Origin of the sequence: Streptomyces sp. NRRL S-646 (genome assembly GCF_000720765.1) — a bacterium.
Lineage (GTDB): Bacteria > Actinomycetota > Actinomycetes > Streptomycetales > Streptomycetaceae > Streptomyces.
Map to the genome: position 1 here is coordinate 189,397 of NZ_JODC01000012.1, position 24,630 is coordinate 214,026.

At 70.4% G+C, this 24,630-nt stretch carries 23 protein-coding genes and 1 pseudogene; 8 read left to right on the forward strand and 16 right to left on the reverse strand.

Translation table 11 applies throughout. From position 1 onward, the window contains the following. Positions 1-67 precede the first annotated feature (67 nt). Together IH68_RS0131960 and IH68_RS0131965 are read left to right on the forward strand one after the other, a co-directional pair. On the forward strand, positions 68-523 hold the full coding sequence (locus IH68_RS0131960; protein ID WP_030941930.1) for an organic hydroperoxide resistance protein: 456 nt from the start codon (positions 68-70) through the stop codon (positions 521-523). A 34-nt stretch (positions 524-557) separates the two neighbouring features. Beyond that, positions 558-1,721, forward strand: coding sequence for a serine hydrolase domain-containing protein (locus IH68_RS0131965; RefSeq protein WP_030941932.1), 1,164 nt, complete (start codon positions 558-560; stop codon positions 1,719-1,721). Positions 1,722-1,824: 103 nt separating this feature from the next. On the opposite strand, the gene IH68_RS0131970 is transcribed toward IH68_RS0131965, so the two are convergent. The 6 genes from IH68_RS0131970 to IH68_RS0131995 all read right to left on the reverse strand — a co-directional run bounded on the left by IH68_RS0131970 (position 1,825) and on the right by IH68_RS0131995 (position 8,962). Beyond that, positions 1,825-2,100: a DUF1876 domain-containing protein gene (locus tag IH68_RS0131970; RefSeq protein WP_030941940.1), complete on the reverse strand. Its 276-nt coding sequence runs from the start codon at positions 2,098-2,100 to the stop codon at positions 1,825-1,827. 114 nt (positions 2,101-2,214) lie between these two features. Then, entirely contained in the window at positions 2,215-4,971 is a 2,757-nt protein-coding gene (locus IH68_RS0131975; RefSeq protein ID WP_030941942.1) for an alkaline phosphatase family protein, read from the reverse strand. Between the two features lie 37 nt (positions 4,972-5,008). Next, the gene (locus IH68_RS0131980) at positions 5,009-6,358 is read right to left on the reverse strand and encodes an ABC transporter permease (RefSeq protein WP_030941944.1); all 1,350 of its coding nucleotides are present in this window, start codon (positions 6,356-6,358) and stop codon (positions 5,009-5,011) included. Continuing rightward, entirely contained in the window at positions 6,355-7,299 is a 945-nt protein-coding gene (locus IH68_RS0131985; protein WP_030941945.1) for an ABC transporter ATP-binding protein, read from the reverse strand. The genes IH68_RS0131980 and IH68_RS0131985 overlap by 4 nt, the downstream gene beginning before the upstream one ends. A gap of 311 nt (positions 7,300-7,610) precedes the next feature. Beyond that, on the reverse strand, positions 7,611-8,456 hold the full coding sequence (locus IH68_RS0131990; RefSeq protein ID WP_030941947.1) for a membrane protein: 846 nt from the start codon (positions 8,454-8,456) through the stop codon (positions 7,611-7,613). Beyond that, positions 8,453-8,962 carry a YbaK/EbsC family protein gene (locus tag IH68_RS0131995; RefSeq protein ID WP_030941949.1) on the reverse strand — a complete coding sequence of 170 codons (510 nt, stop codon included), beginning with the start codon at positions 8,960-8,962 and terminating at the stop codon, positions 8,453-8,455. Before IH68_RS0131995 ends, IH68_RS0131990 begins: the two co-directional genes overlap by 4 nt. 143 nt (positions 8,963-9,105) lie before the next feature. Here IH68_RS0131995 and IH68_RS0132000 point away from each other — a divergent pair, with 143 nt between their 5' ends. Together IH68_RS0132000 and IH68_RS0132005 are read left to right on the forward strand one after the other, a co-directional pair. Next, positions 9,106-9,918, forward strand: coding sequence for a class I SAM-dependent methyltransferase (locus tag IH68_RS0132000; protein WP_030941951.1), 813 nt, complete (start codon positions 9,106-9,108; stop codon positions 9,916-9,918). After that, positions 9,915-11,192, forward strand: a complete 1,278-nt coding sequence (locus IH68_RS0132005) for a salicylate synthase (protein WP_030941953.1) — start codon at positions 9,915-9,917, stop codon at positions 11,190-11,192. The genes IH68_RS0132000 and IH68_RS0132005 overlap by 4 nt, the downstream gene beginning before the upstream one ends. Here IH68_RS0132005 and IH68_RS0132010 read toward each other — a convergent pair. Further along, positions 11,170-11,358, reverse strand: a complete 189-nt coding sequence (locus tag IH68_RS0132010) for a DUF397 domain-containing protein (RefSeq protein ID WP_030941954.1) — start codon at positions 11,356-11,358, stop codon at positions 11,170-11,172. The genes IH68_RS0132005 and IH68_RS0132010 overlap by 23 nt on opposite strands. Next, positions 11,355-12,200, reverse strand: a complete 846-nt coding sequence (locus IH68_RS0132015) for a helix-turn-helix domain-containing protein (protein ID WP_030941955.1) — start codon at positions 12,198-12,200, stop codon at positions 11,355-11,357. Before IH68_RS0132015 ends, IH68_RS0132010 begins: the two co-directional genes overlap by 4 nt. Positions 12,201-12,337: 137 nt before the next feature. Between IH68_RS0132015 and IH68_RS58405 the strand changes: the two are divergent. The 3 genes and pseudogenes from IH68_RS58405 (at position 12,338) to IH68_RS0132025 (ending at position 13,380) form a co-directional block, all read left to right on the forward strand. Next, positions 12,338-12,668, forward strand: a pseudogene (locus IH68_RS58405) (ATP-binding protein). 44 nt (positions 12,669-12,712) lie between these two features. Then, positions 12,713-12,961 (forward strand): type II toxin-antitoxin system VapB family antitoxin, encoded by a 249-nt coding sequence (locus IH68_RS0132020; RefSeq protein WP_037885585.1) that lies wholly within the window; start codon positions 12,713-12,715, stop codon positions 12,959-12,961. Positions 12,962-12,963: 2 nt separating this feature from the next. Next, positions 12,964-13,380: a PIN domain-containing protein gene (locus IH68_RS0132025; protein WP_030941959.1), complete on the forward strand. Its 417-nt coding sequence runs from the start codon at positions 12,964-12,966 to the stop codon at positions 13,378-13,380. A 9-nt stretch (positions 13,381-13,389) separates the two neighbouring features. On the opposite strand, the gene IH68_RS0132030 is transcribed toward IH68_RS0132025, so the two are convergent. The 4 genes from IH68_RS0132030 to IH68_RS0132045 all read right to left on the reverse strand — a co-directional run bounded on the left by IH68_RS0132030 (position 13,390) and on the right by IH68_RS0132045 (position 17,475). Further along, a complete protein-coding gene (locus tag IH68_RS0132030; RefSeq protein WP_030941961.1) occupies positions 13,390-13,944 on the reverse strand; it encodes a cysteine hydrolase family protein in 555 nt (184 codons plus the stop codon). Positions 13,945-13,954: 10 nt separating this feature from the next. Further along, positions 13,955-14,350, reverse strand: a complete 396-nt coding sequence (locus IH68_RS50365) for a hypothetical protein (RefSeq protein ID WP_037885587.1) — start codon at positions 14,348-14,350, stop codon at positions 13,955-13,957. A 166-nt stretch (positions 14,351-14,516) separates the two neighbouring features. Next, positions 14,517-16,739, reverse strand: coding sequence for an MMPL family transporter (locus IH68_RS0132040; RefSeq protein ID WP_030941965.1), 2,223 nt, complete (start codon positions 16,737-16,739; stop codon positions 14,517-14,519). A 136-nt stretch (positions 16,740-16,875) separates the two neighbouring features. Beyond that, on the reverse strand, positions 16,876-17,475 hold the full coding sequence (locus IH68_RS0132045; protein WP_030941967.1) for a TetR/AcrR family transcriptional regulator: 600 nt from the start codon (positions 17,473-17,475) through the stop codon (positions 16,876-16,878). A 176-nt stretch (positions 17,476-17,651) separates the two neighbouring features. Between IH68_RS0132045 and IH68_RS0132050 the strand changes: the two genes are divergently transcribed. Continuing rightward, positions 17,652-20,945: a S41 family peptidase gene (locus IH68_RS0132050; protein WP_030941969.1), complete on the forward strand. Its 3,294-nt coding sequence runs from the start codon at positions 17,652-17,654 to the stop codon at positions 20,943-20,945. A 54-nt stretch (positions 20,946-20,999) separates the two neighbouring features. Here the strand turns inward: IH68_RS0132050 and IH68_RS0132055 are convergent, their stop codons facing one another. From IH68_RS0132055 to IH68_RS0132070, 4 genes are all read right to left on the reverse strand, one after another. After that, entirely contained in the window at positions 21,000-21,230 is a 231-nt protein-coding gene (locus IH68_RS0132055) for a hypothetical protein (protein WP_030941971.1), read from the reverse strand. Between the two features lie 87 nt (positions 21,231-21,317). Further along, complete coding sequence (locus tag IH68_RS0132060; protein WP_030941973.1) at positions 21,318-22,202, reverse strand: SDR family oxidoreductase; 885 nt, start codon at positions 22,200-22,202, stop codon at positions 21,318-21,320. Further along, positions 22,199-23,116 (reverse strand): alpha/beta fold hydrolase, encoded by a 918-nt coding sequence (locus tag IH68_RS0132065; RefSeq protein ID WP_030941975.1) that lies wholly within the window; start codon positions 23,114-23,116, stop codon positions 22,199-22,201. The genes IH68_RS0132060 and IH68_RS0132065 overlap by 4 nt, the downstream gene beginning before the upstream one ends. Beyond that, positions 23,113-24,612 carry a flavin-containing monooxygenase gene (locus tag IH68_RS0132070; RefSeq protein ID WP_030941977.1) on the reverse strand — a complete coding sequence of 500 codons (1,500 nt, stop codon included), beginning with the start codon at positions 24,610-24,612 and terminating at the stop codon, positions 23,113-23,115. Before IH68_RS0132070 ends, IH68_RS0132065 begins: the two co-directional genes overlap by 4 nt. Positions 24,613-24,630: the final 18 nt, after the last annotated feature.

The window sequence follows — 24,630 nt, forward strand, 5'->3', positions numbered from 1 at the left end:
CTGCTGACCTACCAGCCAGTACCTTGTGCACGATGTACTTGCGCGCACTCGTTCTGGGGGGCCAACCATGAGTGACGATGTCGATGATGTCTCCGTCGACACCCGACCGACGAAAATCATGTACGTCGCCGAAGCGACCGCACACGGCGGCCGGGACGGCTACGTCACCAGCCAGGACGGGCAGATCGAGGTCAAGGTCGCGATGCCGCCGGAGCTGGGCGGCGACGGCAACGGCACCAACCCCGAGCAGCTGTTCGCGGCCGGATACAGCTCCTGCTTCCACAACGCGCTGGTGCTGGTGGGCCGCCGTGCCGGCCTCGACCTCACCGGTTCCACGGTCGCCGCGAAGGTCGGCATCGGCCCCAACAAGCAGCGCGGTTACGGCCTCGCGGTCGCCCTCAGCGTCTCGCTCCCGGTACTGGACCAGGACGTCGCGGCGAAGCTCGTGGACGCGGCACACGAGGTCTGCCCTTACTCGAACGCGACCCGCGGGAACATCGACGTGTCGATTCTGCTTGGGTGAGTAGGAAGTACACACAGGCAGGAGGAGCACGGGCGTGGACGTGAACGGTGCGGTGGCCGAGGGCTTCGAGCCGGTCAGGGAAGCGTTCGTACGGAACTTCGAGGTGCTCGGGGACCGGGGCGCGGCCGTCACCGTCTACCGGGACGGGCACAAGGTCGTCGACCTGTGGGGCGGCACGAAGGACGTCGACGGCACAGCCCCCTGGGAGCACGGCACCGCCCAGATCGTGCGCTCGGCGACCAAGGGGGTCGCCGCCGCCGTACTCCTGCTGCTGCAGCAGCGCGGGGAGCTGGACCTGGACGCGCCGGTCGGCGAGTACTGGCCGGAGTTCAAGGCGGCGGGCAAGGAACGGACGCGGGTGTGGCACCTGCTCGCCCACCGCGCCGGAGTGCCCGTCCTCGACCGCCCGCTCACGCCCGCCCAGGCCGCGGACCCGGACCTCGGCGCCGAGGCGGTCGCGGCGCAGGCACCGGCCTGGGAGCCGGGCACCGACCACGGGTATCACGCGCAGACGTACAGCTGGCTGACCGGCGAGCTGGTGCGGCGGATCACGGGACGCACCGTCGGCGAGTGGATCGCGGACGAGATGGCCGGGCCGGTCGGGGCGGACCTGTGGCTCGGGCTGCCGTCGGGTGAGCAGGCGCGCGTGGGCCGGGTGGCCCAGGTCGACCCCCCGGCGGACCCGCACGGACTGCGGACGCGCCCCAAGCGCGCGGTCTCCGAGGCCTACGCCGACCCCGGCTCCCTCACCCGCCGCGCCTTCGCCGCGATCACCCCGCTGCCCGACGAGAACGACCCCGCCTACCGCGCCGCGGCCCTGCCCGCCTCCAACGGCATCGCGACGGCGGAGGGCCTGGCGCGCTTCTACGCGTCCCTGATAGGCGAAGTGGACGGCGGAACAAGGCTGTTCACACCGGAGACCGTGGAGCTGGCCCGCACCGAACGCAGCGCGGGGCCGGACCGCGTGCTGGTCGTGCACACCCGGTTCGGCCTCGGCTACATGCTCCACGGCGCGGCGTCCCCGCTCCTGTCCCCCACCTCCTTCGGCCACCCGGGCCGCGGCGGCGCCCTGGGCTTCGCCGACCCCGACTCGGGCATCGCCTTCGGCTATGTGACGAACGGCTTCCGCAAGTCCGTGACGGCGGACCCCCGGGCACAGGCCTTGGTAAGGGCGGTACAGAGCGCCGTATCGGCATGACGCGACGGTCCGGCAGCTCCCCGACAGGGGCGCGGGGCTGTGCCGGATTGCGGCTCCGCCGCGTGGGCGCGACAAGCCACGACGGCGCAGCAGACAACCGACGTCAGACGTTGATGGAGTGCGACGTCCGCCCGGACGCCGAGTCGATCTCCCCATGCGCCTTCGTCAGCAGCTGCATGGCGAGTTCGTTCAGCGCCCGCGCGCCGGCGATCTCCTCCCCCACCCGTGGCTGATTCGAGTCGGTGTGGTGTCGGCTCGCGTGGCCGTGGGCCTTTACCTCGCTCCCGTCGGACAGGCGCACCAGCGCGACCGCCCGCGTGTGTGTGTCGTCCTCCTGGAACTCCAGCTCGACGTGCCATCCCACTGCGGTGTGCATCATGACGATCACCTCCGGAAGACCTGCTTCCAGGGTGCTCCTACGGGCCCGCGGATGCACGCAGACCCCAGGCCGACACTGATGTCGGCCCGGGGTCTGTCGGCGCGAGGGGCTGCGTCAGCCGTCGTTCTCCGCCGACGGGAGGTAGGCGCCGGGTACGTCGTTCGGCGCGTAGACCTTCTTGTCGCCGGGGTACGGCTTGGTCCAGTTGTGGGTCTGGTACCAGGTGTAGCGGTTCATCTGCTCGTTGTTGGCGTAGTCGGGCACGGCGTGCGGGCCGGTCAGCCGCTGGTGCGAGGCCCAGGTCTTCCACTCGGCCGCGAGGTCCTGCTTGGCCTCGGGGACCGCGGCGGAGGTCGGAGCGGCCGCCGCGGTGCGGTCCTGCGGGGCCGGGGTGTCCGAGCCGCAGGTGGGCTGGGGGCTCACGCCGAGGGTCAGCGAGGTCCGGTTGGGCTCGGCCGTGAACGGCGTGTTGTCCGGCTTCAGGGAGAACGCCCCGTACATCGGGGTGGCCGCGCTGTCGAGCTGGTTCATCGGGTGGACGCCGAGGATCTGCTCGATGGTGCGGACCATCGTGATCTGTGAGTAGTAGTGGCTGTCGACGGTGTCGTGCTTGGCCCAGGGGCTGATGATCTGGACCGGGGCGCGGTGGCCGTCGACGTGGTCGAGGCCGTTCTGGGAGTCGTCCTCGACGACGAAGATCGCGGAGTCCTTCCAGTACTTGCTGTGGGAGATCTCGTCGACCATCCGGCCGACCGCGAGGTCGTTGTCCGCGACCTCGGCCGCCGCGTTGGCCGGGCCGCCGGTGTGGTCGTTGGAGAACCAGAACATGTTCAGGTTCGCCGGGCCGTTCTTCTCGAAGTCCTGCTTCCAGATCTGTTCCTTGTAGATGTCCGGGACGTCGAGGTCGAACATCGGGAAGCCCTGCACGGACACCTTGTTGAGCGAGGGGATCGCCGAACCCGTCTGGATCGGGTACTGGGTCTGCGCCCCGGTGGCTTCCATGTTCTTGCTGTCGCAGTACAGGTTCTGCCAGTTCGCACCGGCCGGCTTGGTCTCCAGCGACTGGAACTCGCCGAAGTCCTTGACCGACCTGCCGGCCGCCTGCGCACCGCTCCAGATGAAGCCGGTCTTCTGGTGGCCGAGGGCGTCGTTCTCGGTGTCGTAGCTGCGCTGGTACTCGCCGGCGGAGGACTCGGTGTACTCCGGGTTGTCCGACTGCATCAGCCAGTTGTGGCCCTCGGCGGAGTTCGTGCCGACGTCGTAGAAGTTGTCGTAGAGCCCGAACTGCTCGGCCAGGGCGTGCTGGTTCGGCGTGACGTTCTCGCCGAACGTGGTGAGCGCGGAGTTGCCGTCTCCCTGCGGCAGGTCACCGAAGACCTGGTCGTAGGTCCGGTTCTCCTTGACGAGCAGGAAGACGTGCTTGATCGTCGAGGGGTCGCCGAGCCGCAGCGGGACCGGCAGGGCCTTCCCGGAGGTCTTGCCGCCGGCCGTCAGGACCGAGCCGGGCGTCCAGCCGTTCTGCTTGAAGACCTTGGCGGTCTGAGCCTTGATGGCCTTGTCGTCCGGCAGCGTGAACTGGGTCAGGCTCGACGTCGTGTCGTGCGTGCCGTGACCGGAGGCGGCGGTGGGGCGGCGGGCGTCGATGCCGCGGGTGTTGGAGACGACGACGTTCTTGCCGACGGTGGCGATCCCGGAAGGGAAGTAGTCGGTCGGGAGCAGGCCGACGTAACGAGCCGGTTCCTGCGGGGACTTGTACCGGTAGACGGCGACCGCGTTGGCGCGGCCGAGCGTCACCAGCAGACGGCCGTCGTCGGCGAGCGTCACCGCGTTCGGCTCGTAGCCGACCTTCGCCTCCGGCCAGGGCTGGGTGGCGATGGTCTGGACGACCTTGTCCTTGGCCGTGCTGATGACCGAGACACTGTTGTCGGCGGTGTTGGTGACGAACACCGCGCCCTTGTTCGCGTACACCGCGGTCGGGTGCAGGCCGACGTCGATGCTGCCGACCGCGGCGGACGGGTCCGCCGTGTCGATGACGCTGACGGTGCCGGTGGTGGCGGCGCCGGTGTCCGGGTTGGCGGGCACCTGGGTGCCGTAGGAGTTGATCGTGGTGTCGCAGTCCTTGGCCGGACGGCCGCCCTCGTTGCTGACGTAGAGCTTGCCGCCGACCAGGGCGATGCCCCGGGGGGCGTTGCCGACGGCCCAGCTCTGCTTGACGGTTCCGGTCGCCGCGTCGATGGCGACGACCCGGTTCTGGCCGTTGACCGCGGAGTACACGGTCGAGCCGTCGGCCGAGAACACCGCAGCAGCCACGAGCGCGTGCTTGGTGCCGTCGGCCGGGATCGGGACGCTCACCGGGCTGGAGAGGGTGCCGTCGGCGCCCACGGTGAACTTCGTGTAGCCGTCGGTCTGGCCAAGCCACAGCTGCGTGCCGTCGGGCGAGTACGTCGGGCCTTCCTGGCCGACGGATCCGCTCTTGATGCGCAGGTCGTCCGCCACGTTGGTGCCGACCTTCTGGATCACGTGACCGCTCGCGAGGTCCATGACGACCAGCGAGGCGTCACCGTCGGCGACCGAGGCCGCGAGCCGGCTGCCGTCCGGGCTGACCGTCGACGACATGATCTTGCCGTCGTTGATGACGCTGCGGCTGCCGTACGGCTTGATGTACTGGTCGCTGGAGATGACCTGGCCGTTCGAGGTCTCGTCGGCGACCTGCTGGGTGCCGAACTGCCACGTGGACGCGACCGCGGTGCCCGTGACGCCGAGGGCGACCGCGATGCCCGCCGTGACCAGCAGGGCGCGGCGGCCGACGCGTCTGCCGAAGAGGTTGATCTGATTCTTCTCGTTGATCCGGCGCTGGCGTGTTACCTGCACGGAGGTGTTCCCTTCAGTGAACCCTTCAGCGGAACCTTCAGTGGGGGGTGAGGAGTTCGACGTTGCCGTCGAACTGCCACAGCGGATTCGGGGCGTCGCCGGTCGAAGTCCGCAGCAGGAAGTAGCCGTTGACTTCCTTCGGACCGTCGCCGTCGGCCACGAACCGCCCGTCCGAGGTGATGTCGAGCTGATAGATCGCCGTCCCCGCGACCGGGACCCCGGGCAGATGCCAGGTCACGACGCACCGCCAGTCGTTGCCCGCGCCCTCCTGGGCCGCCTGGCCGTCGCTCTTGGTGCACGCCGCCGAGGCCCGCAGCTGCGCCTCGGTGACGGCGGGACGGTGAAGCTGCTCGGTCTGCATGCGGTAGAGGTGGGCGAACGCCGTGGCCACCGACCGCTGGACCTTGTCCTGCTTGATGCCGGAGCCCATGGAGGGGGTCGCCACGGCGACCACGCCGACGGTGAGGGCGGTCAGTCCGACCAGCGGCAGCGCGCCGATGGTGAGCGCCCGGCGCCCGGAACCGTCGTAGGCGAGGTTGGTGAAGTCGCGCCGCAGGAAGAGGAGATACGCCAGCGCGGTCGCGAGGACGGCCCACGCCAGGCTGACCGCGACACCGATCAGGAGCGGGCCGAGCTGGGTGGGGCTGGTGAACAGGCCGTTCCAGGCGATGAAGGCGTAGCCGGGCAGGGCGAGGCGCACGGCGACGGGCAGCGGCAGCATCTGGGCGACCGACATCGCGAGCGCGACGACCGGGGGAAGCAGCAGCCCCGTCGGAGACCGCCCCAGCGCGACCGACCCGAGCAGTCCGATCGCGGCGAGGGCCAGGGTCGGCGCGAGGGCCGCGACCCAGGCGAGCAGGACCCGGACGGCGGCGTCGGAGGGTGCCAGCAGGTGGCCGTCGAGCCCGACCAGAGGCTGGTTGCCGACCGACACCAGCCCGCCGACCGCGCTGGACACGGCCAGCCCGGCCACCAGCAGCAGGATGACGGTGAGGCTGGCGAGCGACTTCGCCACGAAGATCCGTCGCGGCGACCGCACGGCGACCAGCAGATGCCGCCAGGTGCCGAGCCGGTCCTCGGCGGCGAACACGTCACCGGCGACCACCGAAGAAAGCAACGGCAGCGCATAGGTGCCCGCGAACCCGAGCATGACCAGCGGTCCGGCCCAGCCCGTGGCGTGCATCCAACGCCCGAAGAGGGTGTCGGAGGGCAGGGTGCTCTGCCGGCTCACACCCGCCACGAAGAGGGCGGGAGCAATCCAACAGGCAAGCACCAGCAGCCGGATCCGCCACTGCGAGACCAGCTTGACCAGTTCGAAGCGGTAGCCGCGCGAGACGGGGACCCGGCGGGCCCTGACAACCTTGTCGGCGGCGACGGTCGCGGTCATCGGCCGGCCTCCTGCTCCTGCTCGGTGAGGGCGAGGAACGCGGCCTCCAGCGGCGATACGACGGGCGCGAGTTCGCGCACCGCGACGCCCGACCGCACGAGGCTCGCCACCAGTCCGTCGAGGGCGGGCACCAGGGCGCGCACGACGAGGAGTTCGTCGTCCTGCCGTATCCCGGCGTCGTCGACGACCCGGATGCCGTCCGCGCCGTCGGCCAGCCGTCGCGCGGCCTGCGGGTCGGAGGTCCGCACCCGGTAGTCGAGTTCACGGTTCTCGGCGGCCAGCTTGCCCAGCGGGCCGGAGAACACGACCCGTCCGGTGGCGAGGATGGTGACCTCGGAGCACAGCGCCTCGAGGTCGTCCATACGGTGGCTCGACAGCACCACGCTGGTTCCGTCCGCGGCGAGCCGGGTGAGGACACGGTGCACGTGCCGTTTCCCTGCCGGGTCGAGGCCGTTGGAGGGTTCGTCGAGCACGAGCAGCCGGGGCTTGGTGAGCAGGGCGGCTGCGAGCCCGAGCCGCTGCCGCATGCCGAGCGAGAAGCCGCGGGCCTTGTCGTCGGCGACGGCGGTGAGCCCGACCTGGTCGAGCACGTCGTCGATCCCCGCGGCGCCCGCGTCGAGCCCGCGGAGCCGGGCCAGCGCGGCGAGGTTCTGCCGGGCGGTGAGCGAGGGGTAGAGGCCCGGCCCGTCCACGAAACCGGAGACACCTTCAGGAGCGTCGAACGCCCGCCCCACCGGCGTACCGAGGATCTCGAGGCGCCCGCTGTCGGCGACGGCCAGACCCAGCAGCAGACCGAGCAGCGTCGTCTTGCCGGCGCCGTTCGGACCGACCAGGCCATGGATCTGCCCCTGCGTCACATCCAGGTCGACACCGTCGAGTGCGACGACGTCGCCGAAGCACTTGGTGATCCCGCGAGCCGCAACTGCGTGGAGTGTCCCCATGAGCCCCCCTTCTCCCGATGTCCGCTGGGACCATAGGGACAACACACAACCCAGGCACAAACGCAGAGTTGAACTCCCGCGGAACGGATCGTCAAGGCGTAGGCAAGTTGCGCTCCGCGGGTAGGGCCGGTTTCAGGCCGTTGGTCGTCTGCAGGCTCGCTGTGGCTGATCGCGCAGTTCCCCGCGCCCCTATCGGGGCGCTGCTCAGCCGCGCGCCGAGGATGCGCCCTGAAGGGGCGCGGGGAACTGCGCGACAAGCCACAACGGACCCCGCAGACGACCGACGGCCCATCGCCGCGCAGCCACGGCGCTCAGCCGGCCCGCAGCATCAAGCCGATCCCCGCCACCAACAACACCGCCGCCGCGATCCGCGGCGCCCCGAACCGCTCCTTGAAGAACACCGCCCCGATGGCCGCCCCGACGATGATCGACGACTCGCGCAGGGCCGCGATGGGCGCCAGTTCGGCCTTGGTCTGGGCCCACAGGACCAGGCCGTACGCGGCGACGGACATGGCGCCGCCCAGGAGACCCACGCCCGCGAACGGCCCGAGAACGGCGAGGAACTCGCCCCGCCAGCGGGTCAGCGCGTACAGCGGGATCGCGAAACCCTCCACGGCCATCAGCCAGGCGATGTACCCGAGGGAAGAGCCCGACGCCCGCACCCCCAGCCCGTCCACGACCGTGTACGCAGCGATGGTCAGCCCGGTGGCGAGGGCCGCGCCGATCGCCGCCCAGTTGGGCCGGCTGCCGCGCAGCCCCCACAGCGCGACACCGGTCAGGCCCGCGCAGGACAGGGCGATACCGGCGGCCGCCCACCCGTTGGGCACCTCGTGCGCGAACATCGCGGCGAGCACCGTGACCACAAGGGGCGCGGTGCCGCGGGCGATCGGATACGCCTGCCCGAAGTCGCCGAGCCGGAAGGACCGCATGAGCAGTACGTAGTACGCGAGGTGGATGAAGGCGGAGGCGGCGAGGTACGGCCACGCGCCGGACGCCGGGAAGGGGACGAACGGCACCATCGCCAGCCCGATCAGCATCCCGCCGCCCGCGATCAGCGTGAACCCGACCAGCTTGTCCGTGATGCGGTGGGCGATCGCGTTCCAGCCGGCGTGGGTGACCGCGGCGCACAGGACGGCCGTGGCGACCAGCGGCGTCACGAGCTGCGCTCGCGCACGTCCACCAGGGTGGCTCCGGCGCGGGTGACGAGCTCCTTGGGCTCCATGGGGAACACGGCGTGCGGATTCCCGGCGGCCGCCCACACGACGTCGTGCTCCAGCAGCGAGCGGTCGGCCAGCACCCGGGTCCTCGTACGGTGCCCGAAGGGCGGCACACCCCCGATCGCGTACCCGGTCGTCTCCCGTACGACGTCCGCCTTGGCCCGCGTCACCTTCTCGGCGCCGAGTTCCTCCCGCACCCGCTCGACGTCCACCCGCGACGCCCCGTCCATCAGCACCAGCACCGGGACCCCGTCCGCCGCGAAGATCAGCGACTTGCAGATCTCGCTCAGCTCGCACCCGATCGCGGCGGCGGCCTCGGCGGCGGTGCGGGTGGCGTCCGGGAAGCGGCGGATACGGGTGTGCAGGTCGCCGAGTCCCAGTTCGCTCAGGGCGGCGGTGAAACGGGGGTTGGCTCCGGAGCTTTCGGTGGCATCGGCGGTCGTCATGCACGGCACGCTAGCGCTGTGTGCATACGGCACGCGACCGCGTAGTCCGAGTGCCCCCGGCGCGCCCTGCCGCTGCGCCGTCCCACGCCGTAATCATGGGGACCCTCCCGCCGCACGGCCGGGAGCAAGCGCGAGGAAGCACCATGTCCCGCTACTTGTTCGACAACGCAGACGCCCAGTCCCCCGGCCGTTTCTCCGCCCTGGAGACCTGCTACGACCCGGTCTCCCGCCGCGAGCTGGAGCTGACCGGCCTGGCACCGGGCTGGAGATGTCTCGAAGTGGGCGGAGGCGGCGGCTCGCTGGGCGACTGGCTCGGCGAGCGGGTCGGCCCGGACGGCGAGGTTACCATCACCGACATCGACCCGCGCTGGGCGCGGCAGGGGCCTCAACGCCCGCCGCATGTACGCCTGTTGCGGCACGACATCGTGGCCGACCCGCTGCCCACCGCGCACTACGACCTGATCCACGCCCGCCTGGTCCTGCTGCATCTGCCGGAACGGCTGCCCGTGCTCGATCGCCTGGTGACGGCCCTGCGCCCCGGCGGCTCGCTGCTGCTGGAGGAGTTCGACTGCGGCTGGACGCCGGTCCTTGCGGCCACCACCGAGGCGGCGGCCCTCTTCGAGCGCGTCGTGACGGCCCTGCACACACAGCTGGAGAAGGCGGGAGCCGACCCGTTGTGGGGCCGCCGGGTGCTGGGCGCCATGGCCCGCGCAGGGCTCACGGACCTCACGGCGACGACACACGCCGAGTCCTGGCCGGGCGGCAGTCCCGGCATCGACCTGCACCGCGTCAACATCGAACAGACCGCGGACCGGTTGCGTGCGGACGGCATCGCGGACCCCGAACTCACCGCATTCCGGGCTCTGTTGCAGGACCCGGCCTTCGTCGTCAACTCCTACCCGCTGATCAGCGCCCGCGGCCGCCGCCCGGGGACGGACCCGGAGTCGGCACGATGACGACCACCCACCTGCGCTACCGCGAGGTCCGCCTCCCCCGCGCCGCCGAGAACCCCCTCGCCCTGATCGTGCGGCTCGTCCGCAGCGGCCTGTTCAATCCGTACGTCGTGTACGAGCGCGACGGCGCCTTCTCCCTGGCGGGCGGGTCACTGGCCTCCGTCCGGCTGGGCCCCGGCGCCCGTGATCTGTCGGAGGTCGAGCAGCGGTTCGCGACGATGCCGGTGACGGGCTGGCGGGCATACGGCTGGGCCGCGTTCGAACTGGGCGCCGCGCTGGCGGGAGCGGACCCGGGCCCCGACGCCGGTCCGGACCTCCTCCATCTGATCGTCCCGGCCGACGAGATCAGGACGTACGGCGACGATGTGCTGGTGCGCTGCGTGGATCCGGCCCGTCTGGACCGCATCGTCGCGCTCATCGACGCACCCCCCGCAGAAACGATCCCTGAGCCCCGCGCCCCCATCGACCTCCCCCTTGCCGACACCGGCAACTACCGCGCCGCGGTCGCGGCCGCCCTCGTCGAACTGAACGGCCCCGGCCCGCTGGAGAAGGTCATCCTGTCCCGCCGGGTGCCGGTCCCCGGCCCGGTCGACCTGATCACCTCGTACGCCCTCGGCCGCCGCGTCAACACCCCGGCGCGCTCCTTCCTCCTCGACCTCGGCGGCATCCGGGCGGCCGGCTTCAGCCCGGAGACGGTGGTCGAGGTGACGGCGGACGGACATGTACGGACCCACCCCCTGGCCGGCACCCGCGCGCGTACGGGTTCCCCGACCGAGGACGCCCGCCTCCGAGCCGAGCTGCTGAGCGACCCGAAGGAGATCCACGAACACGCGGTGTCCGTACGCCTGTCGGTGGAGGAGATGACCTCCGTCTGCGACGACACCTACGTCAGCGAGTACATGACGGTGGAGGAGCGGGGCACGGTCCAGCACCTGGCGTCCCGGGTCGTCGGCCACCTGCGCCCGGACCTGGGCCCCTGGCACGCCTTCGCCGCACTGTTCCCCGCGGTGACGGCGACGGGGATCCCCAAGGCTCCCGCCTACCCCTTGATCCGCGCCCTCGAAGGCCGCCCTCGGGGCCTCTACGCCGGTTCCGTCCTGACTTGCGACGCCTCCGGCACCCTCGATGCGGCGCTGGTGCTCCGCAGCGTGTACGAGCGCGACGGCGAGTGCTGGCTCCAGGCGGGCGCGGGCGTGGTGCGGCAGTCCCGCCCAGAGCGGGAGCACGAGGAGACGTGCGAGAAGCTCCGCGGGGTCAGTGTGTGGAGAGGTGCGTGAGGAACGTCGTCCACGTGGTGGGCGCCACCGTGAGGTGGGGGTTCTCGGGGGTCTTGGAGTCGCGGATGTGGATGGTGGCGGGGGTCGTGGCCACTTCGACGCAGTCGCCGGGTTCGCTGCTACTGCTGTAGCTGCTCTTGAACCAGTGGAGTTCGGTGGCGCTCATAGTCTCCCCAGCGCTTGCTCGATGAAGGCCTGCGACTCCCTCGGCGTGAGAGCCTGCGCCCGGATCATGCCATAGCGGAGTTCAAGGATACGAAGATCCATTGGACTTGAGACCGGGCGACCGTTGAACGCTCCGTCGGAACGCCCGACCGCCGTGCCGTCGTTGAACTTCAACACTTCGATCAGGCCCGACGCTCCGGCGTTGTCCTCCTGATCGGTCGGCACGACCTGGACGGTGACGTTCCACAACTGCGATACCTCCAAGAGGTGTTCGAGCTGTCGGCGCAACACCATCTTCCCACCGTACGGGCGTTCCAGCGTCACCTGTTCCTGGACGAAACCGAGCGTCGGGGCAGGCTCCCGGTCGAAGACGGACTTACGGGCCATGCGTGCGGCGGCCTCTCGTTCCACTACGTCCGGCGAGAGCGGGGGCTGCCTCATCCCGAACAGCGCCCGTGCGTACTCCGGCGTCTGCAACAGGCCATGGATGTTGTGGTTGCTGTACAGCAACATCTCCACCGCCCGCTCCTCCAGCTGCGCCAGCTCCCGCACCTTCTTCGGATACCGAGCCTTCCGCATGTCCTCCATGAACGCCCGCAGATGCCCCTGCGCCTTGAGCACCTGGTCCGCCCGGTCCAGGAACTCCGGCCGGGGAATCCGCTGCCCCCGCTCCATCTTCCGGATCATGTCCTCGCCGTAACCCATCACCTCGCCGAAGTCGGCAGCCCGCATCCCCACCGCCTCCCTGCAGACCTTGATCAACCGCCCGACCGCCTGGACCAACGGCTCGATCTCATCGCCCGGCTCGACGTCCCAACCCGCCTCGTCCGCAACCTCGTTCATGCCCCACCTCCAACGCGCTTCCGTACCCGTACAACCCCCGAGACAGCCAAGACAGCACGAGACAAAGCCGAGACAGTCACGCTACGCACAGGCACCATCACTCCCCCAGCAGAACAGAACCCGCCACGCTGAGTGACATGAATCACCTGCTCGCGGAGGAGCAACTCCGCGCATGGGGGCTCCCGTTGGAGAACGCCACGCAGATCGTCGCCGAGCCGGCGGCCAACGCGGCAACGCATGGCCGCGTCCCCGGAAGGGACTTCCGCCTGAGCCTCTACGTCGTCGCCGACACCCTCCGTATCGAGGTGACCGACACCCGCCCCGACCGCCTCCCCCCACCCCACCCCGGCAGGGCCCGGCGCCGAGTCGGGCCGGGGCCTGCTGCTGGTGGACGCCCTGGCGGACCGGTGGGGCATCGCTCCGGGGCCGTATCCGCGGAAGACGGTGTGGGCGGAGCTGAATGTATGAAGCATGGGCTACCTTTGTATGAAGCACATCTCATGGAGGTATCCATGTCCGCCACTCAGATCGACATCGACGACGAAGCGCTCGCCGAGGCGATGAAGCTGTCCGGCGCCAAGACGAAGAAGGAAATGGTCAACCTGGCGTTGCGCGAGTACGCCGAGCGCCGACGACGTACCGAGGCCCGACTGCGCTACCTGGAGATGGCCCAGAACTGGGACGAAGAGGGGTTCTGGCGCCGACACGCGGCCGAGAAGGGTTCCCCTGACCGGGACAGCACGGAGAAGGGCGTCGCCTGACCGTGATCCGCTACCTCGCCGACTCCACCGCCGTCTGGCGGCTGGAACGCGACCGGAAACTCAGCGACCTCTGGGCGCCGGAGGTGGACGACGGAGCGATCGGCTCCTGCGCAGCACAACGCACCGAGTTCCTGCAATCCGCGAGGGATCTTGACGAGTACGACGGCATGACGGACATGTTCGGCCACCTGTATCCGGATGTCCTGGTCCCGAAAGGCGCCTGGCGCTGGATCGAGTCGGCCCAGCACCGGCTTGCCCAGCGAGGTCAGCACAAGAGCCTGTCCGCCGTCGACTGGCTCGTCTGCGCCACTGCTGCCCACCACGGCCTGGTCGTGCTCCACGACGACAATGACTTCCGAGCCGCCGCCCGCGTCCTCGCCGACGTGAGCGAGCGGAGCGTCTTCGCCCCGCCCACCTGAACCGGTGCCTCAGTCGCCGAACGCCACGTCCTTCGTCTCCGCCACCCCGGCCGTCCGCCCCGGTGCCGAGTGGTACTGCCAGTACAGGTTCGTGTGGGCGATGACCTGGCCCGGAGGCGGGGCGCCCCACCTGCTGTTGTCGTTGGTGGTGTGCGCGTCGGCGACGAGCGTGACGTCGTAGCCCCGTACGAACGCGCCGTGGATCGTGGAGCGTATGCAGGCGTCGGTCTCCGCGCCCGTCACGACGAGACGGCCGACCCCGGCGGCGGCGAGGACCCGCTCCAGGTCCGTGCCCTCGAAGGAGTCTCCGTAGTTCTTGTGCACCAACGGTTCCGCGCCGCGGCGCGGAAGCTCGGGGACGTACTCCCAGTCCTCGCTGCCCTTCACCAGGCCGTCGTCGGAGTGCTGCACCCAGACAACCGGCACGTCCTCCGCGCGGGCCTTGTCGACGAGTGCGGCGATGTTGGCGACGACGGCGTCCCGCTCGTGCGCGGACGCCACGACGCCCCGCTGGACGTCGATCACCAGCAGGGCGGTGTGGGGTCGTTCCTGAAGAGTGGTCATGCCTGCCACGTTAGGCGGCGCCACTGACAACCGCCCTGCGCTTGCGGCGCTCGGCGACCAGACCGCCGGCCGCGCCCAGCGACACCAGGCCCATGGCGGCGGCGCCGATGATGCCCTTGACGCCGTCCATGGTGAGGTACATCGCCGCCGCCGTACCGCCGTTGAAGAGGAACAGGAACCACAGGGTGCCGGGGCGGCTCAGGAACGCCTTGATCTTCGGCTTCTTGGCGATGCGCGAGCCCGCGAGCAGCGCGATGACGCCTCCGACGGCCGCGGCGACGTTCTTCTGGGTGCTGTCGTCGAGAACGGCCCCCGCACCGGCGCTCGCGGCGAGACCCACGACGAAGCAGCCCCACAGCAGGACGTTGGCGAAGAACTTCTTGACGGTGGCGAAGGGAGAGCGCATGGCGTGGTCCTTGAGGGAGTACGGGAGGAGGTGGCGGGGAAGTCCCGCGATCTGCCCTCAACGATCCCGTCCGGCGCCTTCCGCAACGAGGGAGCGGCCTCCCGAACGCATGGTGTAGCGCACTACACCATGCAGCTCGGAAGGCCGCCCGCCACTGGTCGGAGCCTCAGGCGCGTACCAGCTCCCGTTCCTCGTCCGGATCGCTGTCGCTGTCCTTCGCGTCGCCGTCGCCGAGGGTCTTCAGGCCCTCGCCCTCGACGTCCACGTTCGGCACCGCCCGGTCCAGCCACTTCGGCAGCCACCAGGCCTTCTTGCCGAGCAGGCCGAGGACCGCCGGGACGATCGCCATCCGCACGACGAACGCGTCGAAGAAGACGGCGATCGCGAGGCCGAACCCGATCATCTTGATCATGGACTCGCTGGAGGTGATGAAGCCTCCGAAAACCGCGATCATGATGGCCGCGGCGGCCGCCACGACCCGTGCGCTGTACCGGAAGCCGGTCACCACGGCCTGGCCCGGCGTCTCGCCGTGGACGTACGCCTCGCGCATCCGGGTCACGAGGAACACCTCGTAGTCCATCGCGAGACCGAACACCACGCCCACCATGAAGATCGGCATCATCGACATGATCGGGCCGGTCTGCTCGACGCCCAGCAGGCCGCCGAGCCAGCCCCACTGGAAGACCGCGACCACGGCACCGAGCGCGGCGAGCACGCTGAGCAGGAAGCCGAGTGCCGCCTTCAGCGGGACCAGGATGGAGCGGAAGACCGCGATCAGGAGCAGGAAGGCGAGGCCCACCACCAGGCCCAGATACGGGATCAGGGCGTCGTTGAGCTTCTGCGAGAAGTCGATGTTCATCGCGGTGGTACCGGTGACCAGCACCTTCGCACCCGTGTCGGCCTTGATGCCGGCACCCTGGTCACGGATGGCGTGCACCAGGTCCTCGGTCTGCACCGAGGACGGCTTCGAGCCCGGGATCACGGTGATCGTCGCGGTGTCGCCGGCCTTGTTGAACACCGCCGGGGTCACGGTGGCGACGTCCTTGAGACCCTTGATCCCGTCCGTCACCTTGTCGGCCGCCGCCCTGGGGGCGTCGCTGTCCTTGGCGTCGACCACGATCATCAGAGGGCCGTTGAAGCCGGGGCCGAAGCCCTCCGAGAGGAGGTCGTAGGCGCGGCGCTGCGTCGTGGACGTCGGCTGCGAACCGTCGTCGGGCAGCCCCAGCTCCAGCTGGGTGGCCGGGACGGCGATCGTGCCCAGGCCGACCACACCGAGCAGCAGCACGGCGGCCGGACGGCGGATGACGAAGCTCGCCCAACGGGCGCCCAGACCGGGCTTCTCGGGGGTGCCGGCCGCGCTCTTGCGGCGCTTCTCGCCCGTCGCCTTGACCTTCCTGCCCGCGTAGCCCAGCAGCGCCGGGATCATGGTCAGCGCGATGAGGACGGCCACGACGACCGTGCCCGCCGCCGCAAGGCCCATCTTCGTCAGCATCGGGACGTTGACGACCGAGAGGCCCGCCAGGGCGATCACGACCGTCAGGCCCGCGAAGACCACCGCCGAACCGGCGGTCCCGGCCGCGCGTCCGACGGCCTCCTCGCGGTCGCGGCCCTCGGCCAGTTCGCTGCGGTAGCGGGAGACGATGAACAGCGCGTAGTCGATACCGACCGCGAGACCGATCATCAGGGCCAGAGTGGACGTGGTGTCGCCCAGGTCGAGCGCCTTGGCCAGAACGGTGATGGTGGAGACGCCGATTCCGACGCCGATGATCGCCGTCAGCAGCGGCAGTCCGGCCGCCACCAGTGAGCCCAGGGTGATGACGAGGACGACCGCGGCGATTGCGAGGCCCACGACCTCACCGGCCGCTCCCGGCTCGGCCCCGGCCTGCAGCGCGTCACCGCCGATCTCGACGGTCAGCCCGGCGTGCCGCGCGTCCTGCGCGGCCTCCTTCAGGGCGTCCCGGGAGGCGTCCTTGAGCTCCATGCCGGCGACCTTGTACTTCACGGACGCATAGGCGACCGTGCCGTTCTTGCTGACGGCGTGCGCCTGGTAGGGATCGGCGACGGAGACCACTTCGGAGCCGTCGGCCAGCTCCTTCACCGTCTTCTCGACGGTCGCCTTGTTGTCGGCGTCGGTCATCTTCTCGCCCGCGGGCGCCTTGAAGACGACGCGTCCGGTCGCGCCGTCGGCACTCATCCCGGGGAAGCGCTGTTCCAGCAGGTCGAAGGCCTTCTGCGCTTCGGTGCCGGGTATCGAGAAGGAGGTGGAGCCCGCGGCGGGGGCGCTGGCCGCGCCGACCCCCGCGAGGGTCAGCAGCGCCACCCAGAACAGGGCGACGAAGTGCCGTCGCCTGAAGGCGAACCGGCCGAGTTTGTAGAGGAACGTGGCCACGGAGACGTACTCCCGGTCAGGTCGTGGGGTCTTTCAGGGCAGGGGTGATCACCCGGCGGGGAGGCAGGGGTGATCGTCCCGACGACTTGAGCGGTGACGTCAGGTGGAAAAGGGAACTGCGGGGAAGGGTGAGGACCTACTGGACGCCGAGAGCGGGGAGGACCACGGCGTCGATGTACGAAATGAGGAAGGACTGCGTCGGCGGCAGCTCGTCGAGCATCGTGCGGGCGGCGAACCCGCCGAGCATCATGTGCATCATGTAGTCGATAGCCGGGTTGTCCGCACGGACCTCACCCCGGTCGATCGCCCGCTGCACCACTCGACGGAACTCCGCCATCTCGGGCTCGATAAGATGTTCCTTGAACGCCTTCAGCAGGTCGGGGTTGCTGTGGACCGCCATGGCCAGGCCCCGCATCAACGCGGAGTTCTGCTCCATCTCGCAGTCGTCCGACCGCATCGTGAGGGCATGCAGATCGCCCCGGATGGACCCGGTGTCGATCTCGCCGAGGGCCAGGCCGCCCGGCTTGTTGTGCCGCACCGCCTTCGCGACCAGCTCGGCCTTGCCGCCCCACTGGCGATAGAGCGTTGCCTTGCTGGACTTGGTGCGGGCCGCCACGGCGTCCATGGTGACGGCGTCGTAGCCCACTTCCCGCAGCAGGTCGAGCACGGCCTCGTACAACTCGGCCTCACGCTCGGGCGTGATCCGACTGCGACGCGCCGTTGCGACCTCAGTCATGCCACTCACCTTCCCGCTCGGGATGCGCCGTCCTGGCGCCTGCTTCGTACCTTCATGAAGATACCCTGTATGCCTGCGAAACGAAACCGTTTCGTACGTGCGCTGGCTCACGTATGTGAAGGATCCGTAAGTTCCCACGAGTTGCCCGGCCCCATCCGGCGGAAAAGCATGGGGAGGTGAGCTATCTGCGCCTGCCCCATCTCAGCGGTGACCTGTTGTGCTTCGTGGCCGAGGACGACCTCTGGCTCTCCCCCCTGGACGGCCCGGACCGCGCCTGGCGCCTCACGGTCGACCGTACGAAGGTCGGCCACCCCCGCTTCTCGCCGGACGGCCGCACCATCGCGTACACGAGCTGGCGCAGTCTGGTCCCCGAGATCCACACCGTCCCGGTGGACGGCGGCCCGGGGCGGCAGCTCACCTACTGGGGTTCCGCGGACACCCAGGTCTGCGGCTGGACACCCGCCCAAGGGGACAGCGGGGGCACCATCCTCGCCGTCGCCTCCCACGGCGAGCCCTTCTCGTACTTCACCTGGGCCTACAAGGTCTCCCCCGACGGCGACCCCGGCCGCAAACTCCCCTGGGGCCCGGTCTCCGACATCCAGGTCGCCGACATCGAAGGAGAGCGCAGGACCCTCCTCCTGACCGGCACCCCGCCCCACGAACCCGCCGCCTGGAAGCGCTACCGCGGCGGCGCCATGGGCCGCCTCTGGCTGCACGGCGAGCGCCTGCTGGCCGACCTGGAGGGCCATCTGCACTCCCCGATGTTCGTCGGCGGCCGGATCGCCTTCCTCTCCGACCACGAAGGCATCGGCAACCTCTACTCCTGCGCCCACGACGGCTCCGACCTGCGCCGCCACACCGACCACGACGCCTTCTACGCCCGCCACGCCTCGAGCGACGGCACCCGGGTGGTGTACCAGTGCGCCGGCGACCTGTGGATCGTCGACGACCTGGCCGCCGACTCCGGGCCGCGTCCCTTGGACGTACGGCTGAGCGGGCCGCGCGCGGGCCGGCGCACCTACCAGGTCCCGGCCGCCCAGCACGTCGACGGCATCTCGGTCGACGAGACGGGCCGCGCGAGCGCCGTCGTCGTACGCGGCAGCCTGTACTGGCTCACCCACCGGGACGGCCCGGCGCGCACGATCACCGACACCCCTGGCGTACGGATCCGCCTCCCGGAGATGCTCGGCTCCACCGGCCAGGTCGCCTATGTGACGGACGCGGAGGGCGAGGACGCGGTCGAGATCGCCTACCTGCCGCGCGCGACCGGCGACCGCGAACCGCGCCGACTGGCCTCCGGCGAGGTGGGACGCGTCCTGGAACTCGTCGCCGACCCGCAGGGCGAGCGCCTCGCCATCGCCTCGCACAACGGCCGCCTGCTGCTCCTCGACGCGACGGAGGACTCTGGGGGCACCTCCCGGACGGAGTCTGGGGGAGGCGAGGTGACCGAGCTGATCCACTCGGTCAACGGCCCGGTGCGCGACCTCGCCTTCTCCCCGGACGGCGCGTGGCTGACCTGGTCCCACCCGGGAATCGGCCGCTCCCTGCGGCAGATCAAGATGGCGCGTATCTCCCGGAAGGGACAGGGGGACCACCTGATCGTCGACGTGACCAACGGCCGCTTCGAGGACGAGAACCCGGTGTTCACGAGGGACGGCCGCTATCTCGCCTTCCTGTCCTGGCGCGGCTTCGACCCGGTGTACGACGTCCACACCGGGGACCTGTCCTTCCCCCTCGGCTGCCGCCCGTACCTGGTCCCCCTGTCCTCCGCGACCCCCTCCCCCTTCGCCCTCACCCCGGAGGGCCGGCCGGCCGCCGGCGGCCTCGACCCGGTGGAGGACGAGGAGGAGGGCGGCGACGGCGCGGTCACCGTCGAGATCGAAGGGCTGGAGAACCGGGTCACCCCCTTCCCGGTCACCGCCTCCAAGTACTCGGCGCTGTACCCGGTCGCGGGCGGCGGCCTGGTCTGGCTGCGCTGGCCGATCTCGGGGGCACTCGGCGAGACGTTCGCCAACCCGGACGACACCACCGGCCGCCCGACCCTCGAACACTTCAACATCAGCAAGGCGAAGAAGTCCGAACTCCTGGAGCACCTGGACTGGTTCGCACTCAGCGGCGACGGCACCCGCCTGGTCGTGGTCGACGAGAGCGACCTGCGGGCCGTCCCCTCCTCCGAGTCCGGCGACGGCGACACGACGGTCTGGATCGACCTGCGCCGCATCCTGCACGAGGTCGACCCGGCCGCCGAGTGGCGCCAGTCGTACGAGGAGGCAGGCCGTCTCATCCGCGCGTACTTCTGGGATCCGGGGATGTGCGGCATCGACTGGGACGCGGTGCTCGACCAGTACCGCCCGCTGGTCGAACGGGTCGCCTCCCCCGACGAGTTCGCGGACCTCCTGCGCGAAGTCCTCGGCGAGCTGGGCACCTCCCACGCCTACGTCACCGCCGCCCGCCGCAACGAGGGCCCGCCGCACTACCAGCGCCTGCAGGGCCTGCTCGGCGCCAACCTCGTCCGCAGGCAGGAGGGTTGGGTGGTCAAGCGGATCCTCCCGGGCGAGTCGTCGGACTCCAAGGCCCGCTCACCGCTGGCGGGCACCGGCATCAGGGACGGCGCTGTACTGACCCACGTCGACGGCCGCCCCGTGGACCCGCTGACCGGGCCGTACCCGCTGCTGGCGGGTGCGGGCGGCACCACGGTCGAGCTCACCTTCACCGCGGCCGAGGGCGAGGCGGGCCGCTCACGCCGCGTGGCCGTGGTTCCCCTGATCGACGAACGCCCCCTCCGCTACCAGGACTGGGTGGCCAAACGCCGTGCTGTCGTACGGGAGTTGAGCGGCGGCCGCTGCGGCTATCTGCACATCCCGGACATGGGCGGCTCGGGCTGGGCCCAGTTCAACAGGGACCTGCGGATGGAGGTGTCGAGGCCCGCCCTGATCGTCGACGTACGCGGCAACGCGGGCGGCCACATCAGCGAACTCGTCGTCGAGAAACTGTCCCGCACGATCCTGGGCTGGGACCTCACCCGCGACGCCCAGCCGGTCTCGTACGCGTCCAACGCGCCCAGGGGTCCGGTGGTCGCCCTGGCCGACGAGGCGACCTCCTCCGACGGCGACATGATCACGGCCGCCATCAAGCTCCTCAGGCTCGGCCCCGTCATCGGCCAGCGCACCTGGGGCGGAGTGGTCGGCATGACCGGCCGCCACCGCCTCGGCGACGGCACGGTCATCACCGTCCCGATGAACGCGGCCTGGTTCGACGCCTACGGCTGGACCGTGGAGAACAAGGGGGTGACTCCGGACCTGGAGATCCTCCGGACTCCGCTGGACTGGGCGGAGGGACGGCATGCGCAGCTGGACGATGCGGTCCAACTGGCGGTGCAGTTGCTGGAGTCCAACCCCCCGGCCACACCGCCGGATTACTCGAACGTCCCTGACCGCTCACGTCCGAAGCTGCCGCCCAGGGCGAAGTGAGAAAGGGTGCCCCTCGTCAGGGGCACCCTTTCCAGTCATCGCAGGACGTCGACGTCAGACGTCGTAGTCCTGGTCGAAGCGGTCCTGCTCTTCCCGCTGCAACCGCTCCGTCTCCTCGTCACGCATGCGCTCGCCCGGCTTGCCGCGCCGCTGACCCTGCTCCTGGCCCGGCCGGCCGCGCTCCTGTCCACGCTGCTGACCCTGCTCGCGGGCCTGCTGGGCCTTCTGCTTGGCCTGCTCCTGCCACTGTTCCGACTGGTCCTGGAACTTGTCCTTCATACCCATGTGGGTTCACTCCCGTAGTGGGTGGGGGGAAGGCCCTTGACCGGGCCTCGACCAGATTCACACGGCCCACCACGGAGCGCATTTCGATCAACTACGGTGCGTAGCGCGGGCTTCCTCGTCCGCCGCCCCACCTGCACCGACGAGCCCCGACCGCATGCCCTCCAACCGTGACCCGAACCGCCGCATCTCCCGCTGCCCCACCGTCCCGATGAGCCCCGGCAGATACCCCCGCACGCCCTGCATCCCGCGCAGCCACCACTGCCCGTACACATGACTGGAGCGCCGCTCGATCCCGGCGACGATCCGGTCGACGGCGGGCCCCAGCGGATACGTCTTGTTGGACGGCCACGGCAGCCGCTGCCGCAGCTCCCGCATCACCTCGTCCTGGTCGGCGCCCCGCACCATGTCGGTGTCGGTCCACGACAGATACCCGACCCCGACCCGTACGCCCTTGTACCCGACCTCGGCCCGCAGACTGTGCGCATACGCCTCCACACCGGACTTGGAGGCGCAGTACGCCGTCATCATCGGCGCCGGAGTGATCGCCGCGAGGGACGCGATCTGCAGCAGATAGCCGCGGCTCTGCATCAGAACCGGCAGGAACGCACGGGCAGTCACCGCGGACCCGATGAGATTCACCTCGATCACCCGCCGCCAGGCCTCGGGGTCCGAGTCGACGAAGGGACCGCCGGTGGCCACACCGGCGTTCGCCACGACGATGTCGACCTTCCCGAACCGCTCCTTGACCTCCTCCGCGACCCGCGCCATCGCCTGGTGGTCCGTCACATCGGCGTACCAGTGGTCGCTGTCGCTGTGCAGCCGCTCGGAGACCTGCTTGAGGGCGTCCTGCTCCAGCCCGACCAGCGCCACCTCGGCGCCCCGCGCGGACAGCTTGCGGGCGAGCAGCTCACCGACACCGCGCGCGGCGCCCGTGACGACGGCGACCTGTCCTTCGAGGCTGACCTTGCTCATGCGCCCTCCTTGATCGTTGCGTACGTCGTCACAAGCTCCCGGATACGGCCGCTGACCAGCTCCGGCGCCTCCACCGGGGTCATGTGGCCGAGCCCCGGCAGCTCGGTGCTGCCCACACAGTTCGGCAGCGCGGCCACCAGCGCCCGCGCCTGCACGGGTGGGGTGAGCCGGTCCGCCGTCCCGACGAGGACAGCCGTCGGCACCCTCAACTCCCGTACGCCGTGGTCGAGATCGAGCAGAGCGAGCACCTGTGACCAGGCGTGGCGCACCTTGCGCGGACATGCGTGCACGATCCGCGCGCACGCCTCCACCATGTGCGGCGCCGAACCCGGCCCCATCGTCCCGTACTTGAGGATCCGCCGCGCGAGAGGCGTGACCGGTCCGAGGGGCGCCCGCGCCCCCAGGATGTGCTTCGTCAGCCAGGTCCGCAGCCGCCCGGGCCCGAGGGGTACGACGGTCGACTCGGCGACCAGCCGCGAGGAGCCCGTGCTGCACAGCAGTACGGCCGCCGCATGCTCCCGGAAGCTCTTTCTCGTGGCCGCCGCCATCACCGTCATGCCGCCCATGGAGTGCCCGGCGATCACGGCCTTCTCGCCCGGCGCGAGGGTCGCCTCCAGTACGGCTTCCAGGTCGTCGGCGAGGGCGTCCGGACTGCACGCCGGGCTCACCGGACTGCGTCCGTGGCCGCGCTGGTCGTAGGCGATGACACGGTGGTCGGCGGCGAGGTCCCGTATCTGCGCGGCCCAGAAGGCGGTGGAGCAGGTCCAGCCGTGGGCGAGGACGACGGCGGGCGCGCTCTCCGGCCCGTGCACCTCCACGTGCAGCCGGGCGCCGTCGGCGGAGACGGCGACGAGTTCGCGGGCGGGGGTGGGCGGTGCGTACGGCCCGGACTTGACGTGCATGAGCCGGCTCACGCGTCCACCTCCGCCTTCTGCTCGGCGGGCGCCCGGAGCAGCTCGTACTCGGCGAGATCCACCTGCCGCGTGGCCCGCCGGAACTCGGTCGTCGTGCCCGGCCAGATGGTGGTGTTACGACCGCTCGGGTCGAGGTACCAGCTGGTGCAGCCGCCGGTGTTCCACACCGTCCGCTTCATGCGCTCCTGCACCCGGCGGTTCCAGGCGGCGACGGCGCTCGGCCGGGCCTCCAGGGCGGCTCGGCCGCCGAGGACGTCCAACTGCCGTACGAAATCGGCCATGTAGTTGAGCTGCGACTCGATCATCAGGATCATCGACGAGTTCCCGAGGCCGGTGTTGGGCCCGATGATGGTCATCCAGTTGGGGAACCCGGCAGCGCAGGCGCCCCGCAGCGACTCCATGCCGCCCTTCCAGGCCTCGGCGAGGGTCTTGCCCTCCGCCCCGACCACCCGCTCGGCGATCGGCATGTCGGTGACATGGAACCCGGTGCCGAAGATGATCGCGTCGACCTCGGCCTCGCTCCCGTCGGCAGCGACGACGGTCGAGCCGCGGATCTCGCTCAGCCCACTGGCCACGACGTCGACATTGGGCCGGGCGAGCGCCGGATAGTAGGTGCTGCTCAGCAGGATCCGCTTGCAGCCGATGCGGTAGTCGGGGGTGAGCTTGGCGCGCAGGGCCGGGTCCTTGATCGCCCGTGCCATGTTCCGCTTGGCCAACTGCTCCACGAAACCGAGCTCGTTGGGACGCTTGGTGAAGGCCTGGACCTGCAGCTCCCGGATCCCCCACAGCAGGCCGCGGCGGGCCTGCGCGGTGAAGGGCAGGGTGCGGTGCAGGGCCCGCTCGGCGCCGCTGATGGCGCGGTCGACGCGCGGCATGACCCACGGCGGGGTGCGCTGGAAGAGGGTGAGCCTGCCGACCTCGGGCTGGATGGCGGGCACGATCTGGATGGCGGAGGCGCCCGTCCCCACCATGGCGACGCGCTTGCCACGCAGGTCGTAGTCGTGGTCCCAGCGGGCGGAGTGGAAGACCTTGCCGGGGAACGAGTCGAGCCCCGGAACATCGGGCACCTTGGGATCGGACAGCGGCCCGGTCGCGGAGACGACCACATCCGCGGTCAGCGACCCGCTGCTGGTCTCGATCTCCCACCGCAGCTTCTCGCTGTCCCAGGTCATCATCTTCACTTCGGAGTCGAAGCGGATGTGGGGCCGGAGGTGGAAGACGTCCGTGACGTGCTCCAGGTAGGCACGGATGTGCTCCTGCCCGGAGAAGGTGCGCGGCCAGTCGGGATTGGGCGCGAAGGAGAAGGAGTAGAGGTGGGAGGGCACGTCGCAGGCGCACCCCGGGTAACTGTTGTCGCGCCAGGTGCCTCCCACGCTGTCGGCCCGTTCGAGGACGACGAAGTCGGTGACGCCCTCGCGCCGCAGCCGCACGGCGGCCCCGAGCCCGCCGAACCCGGACCCGATCACCGCCACCCGCACATGCTCCCGCTCAGCCATGCCGACGCCCTTCCTCAC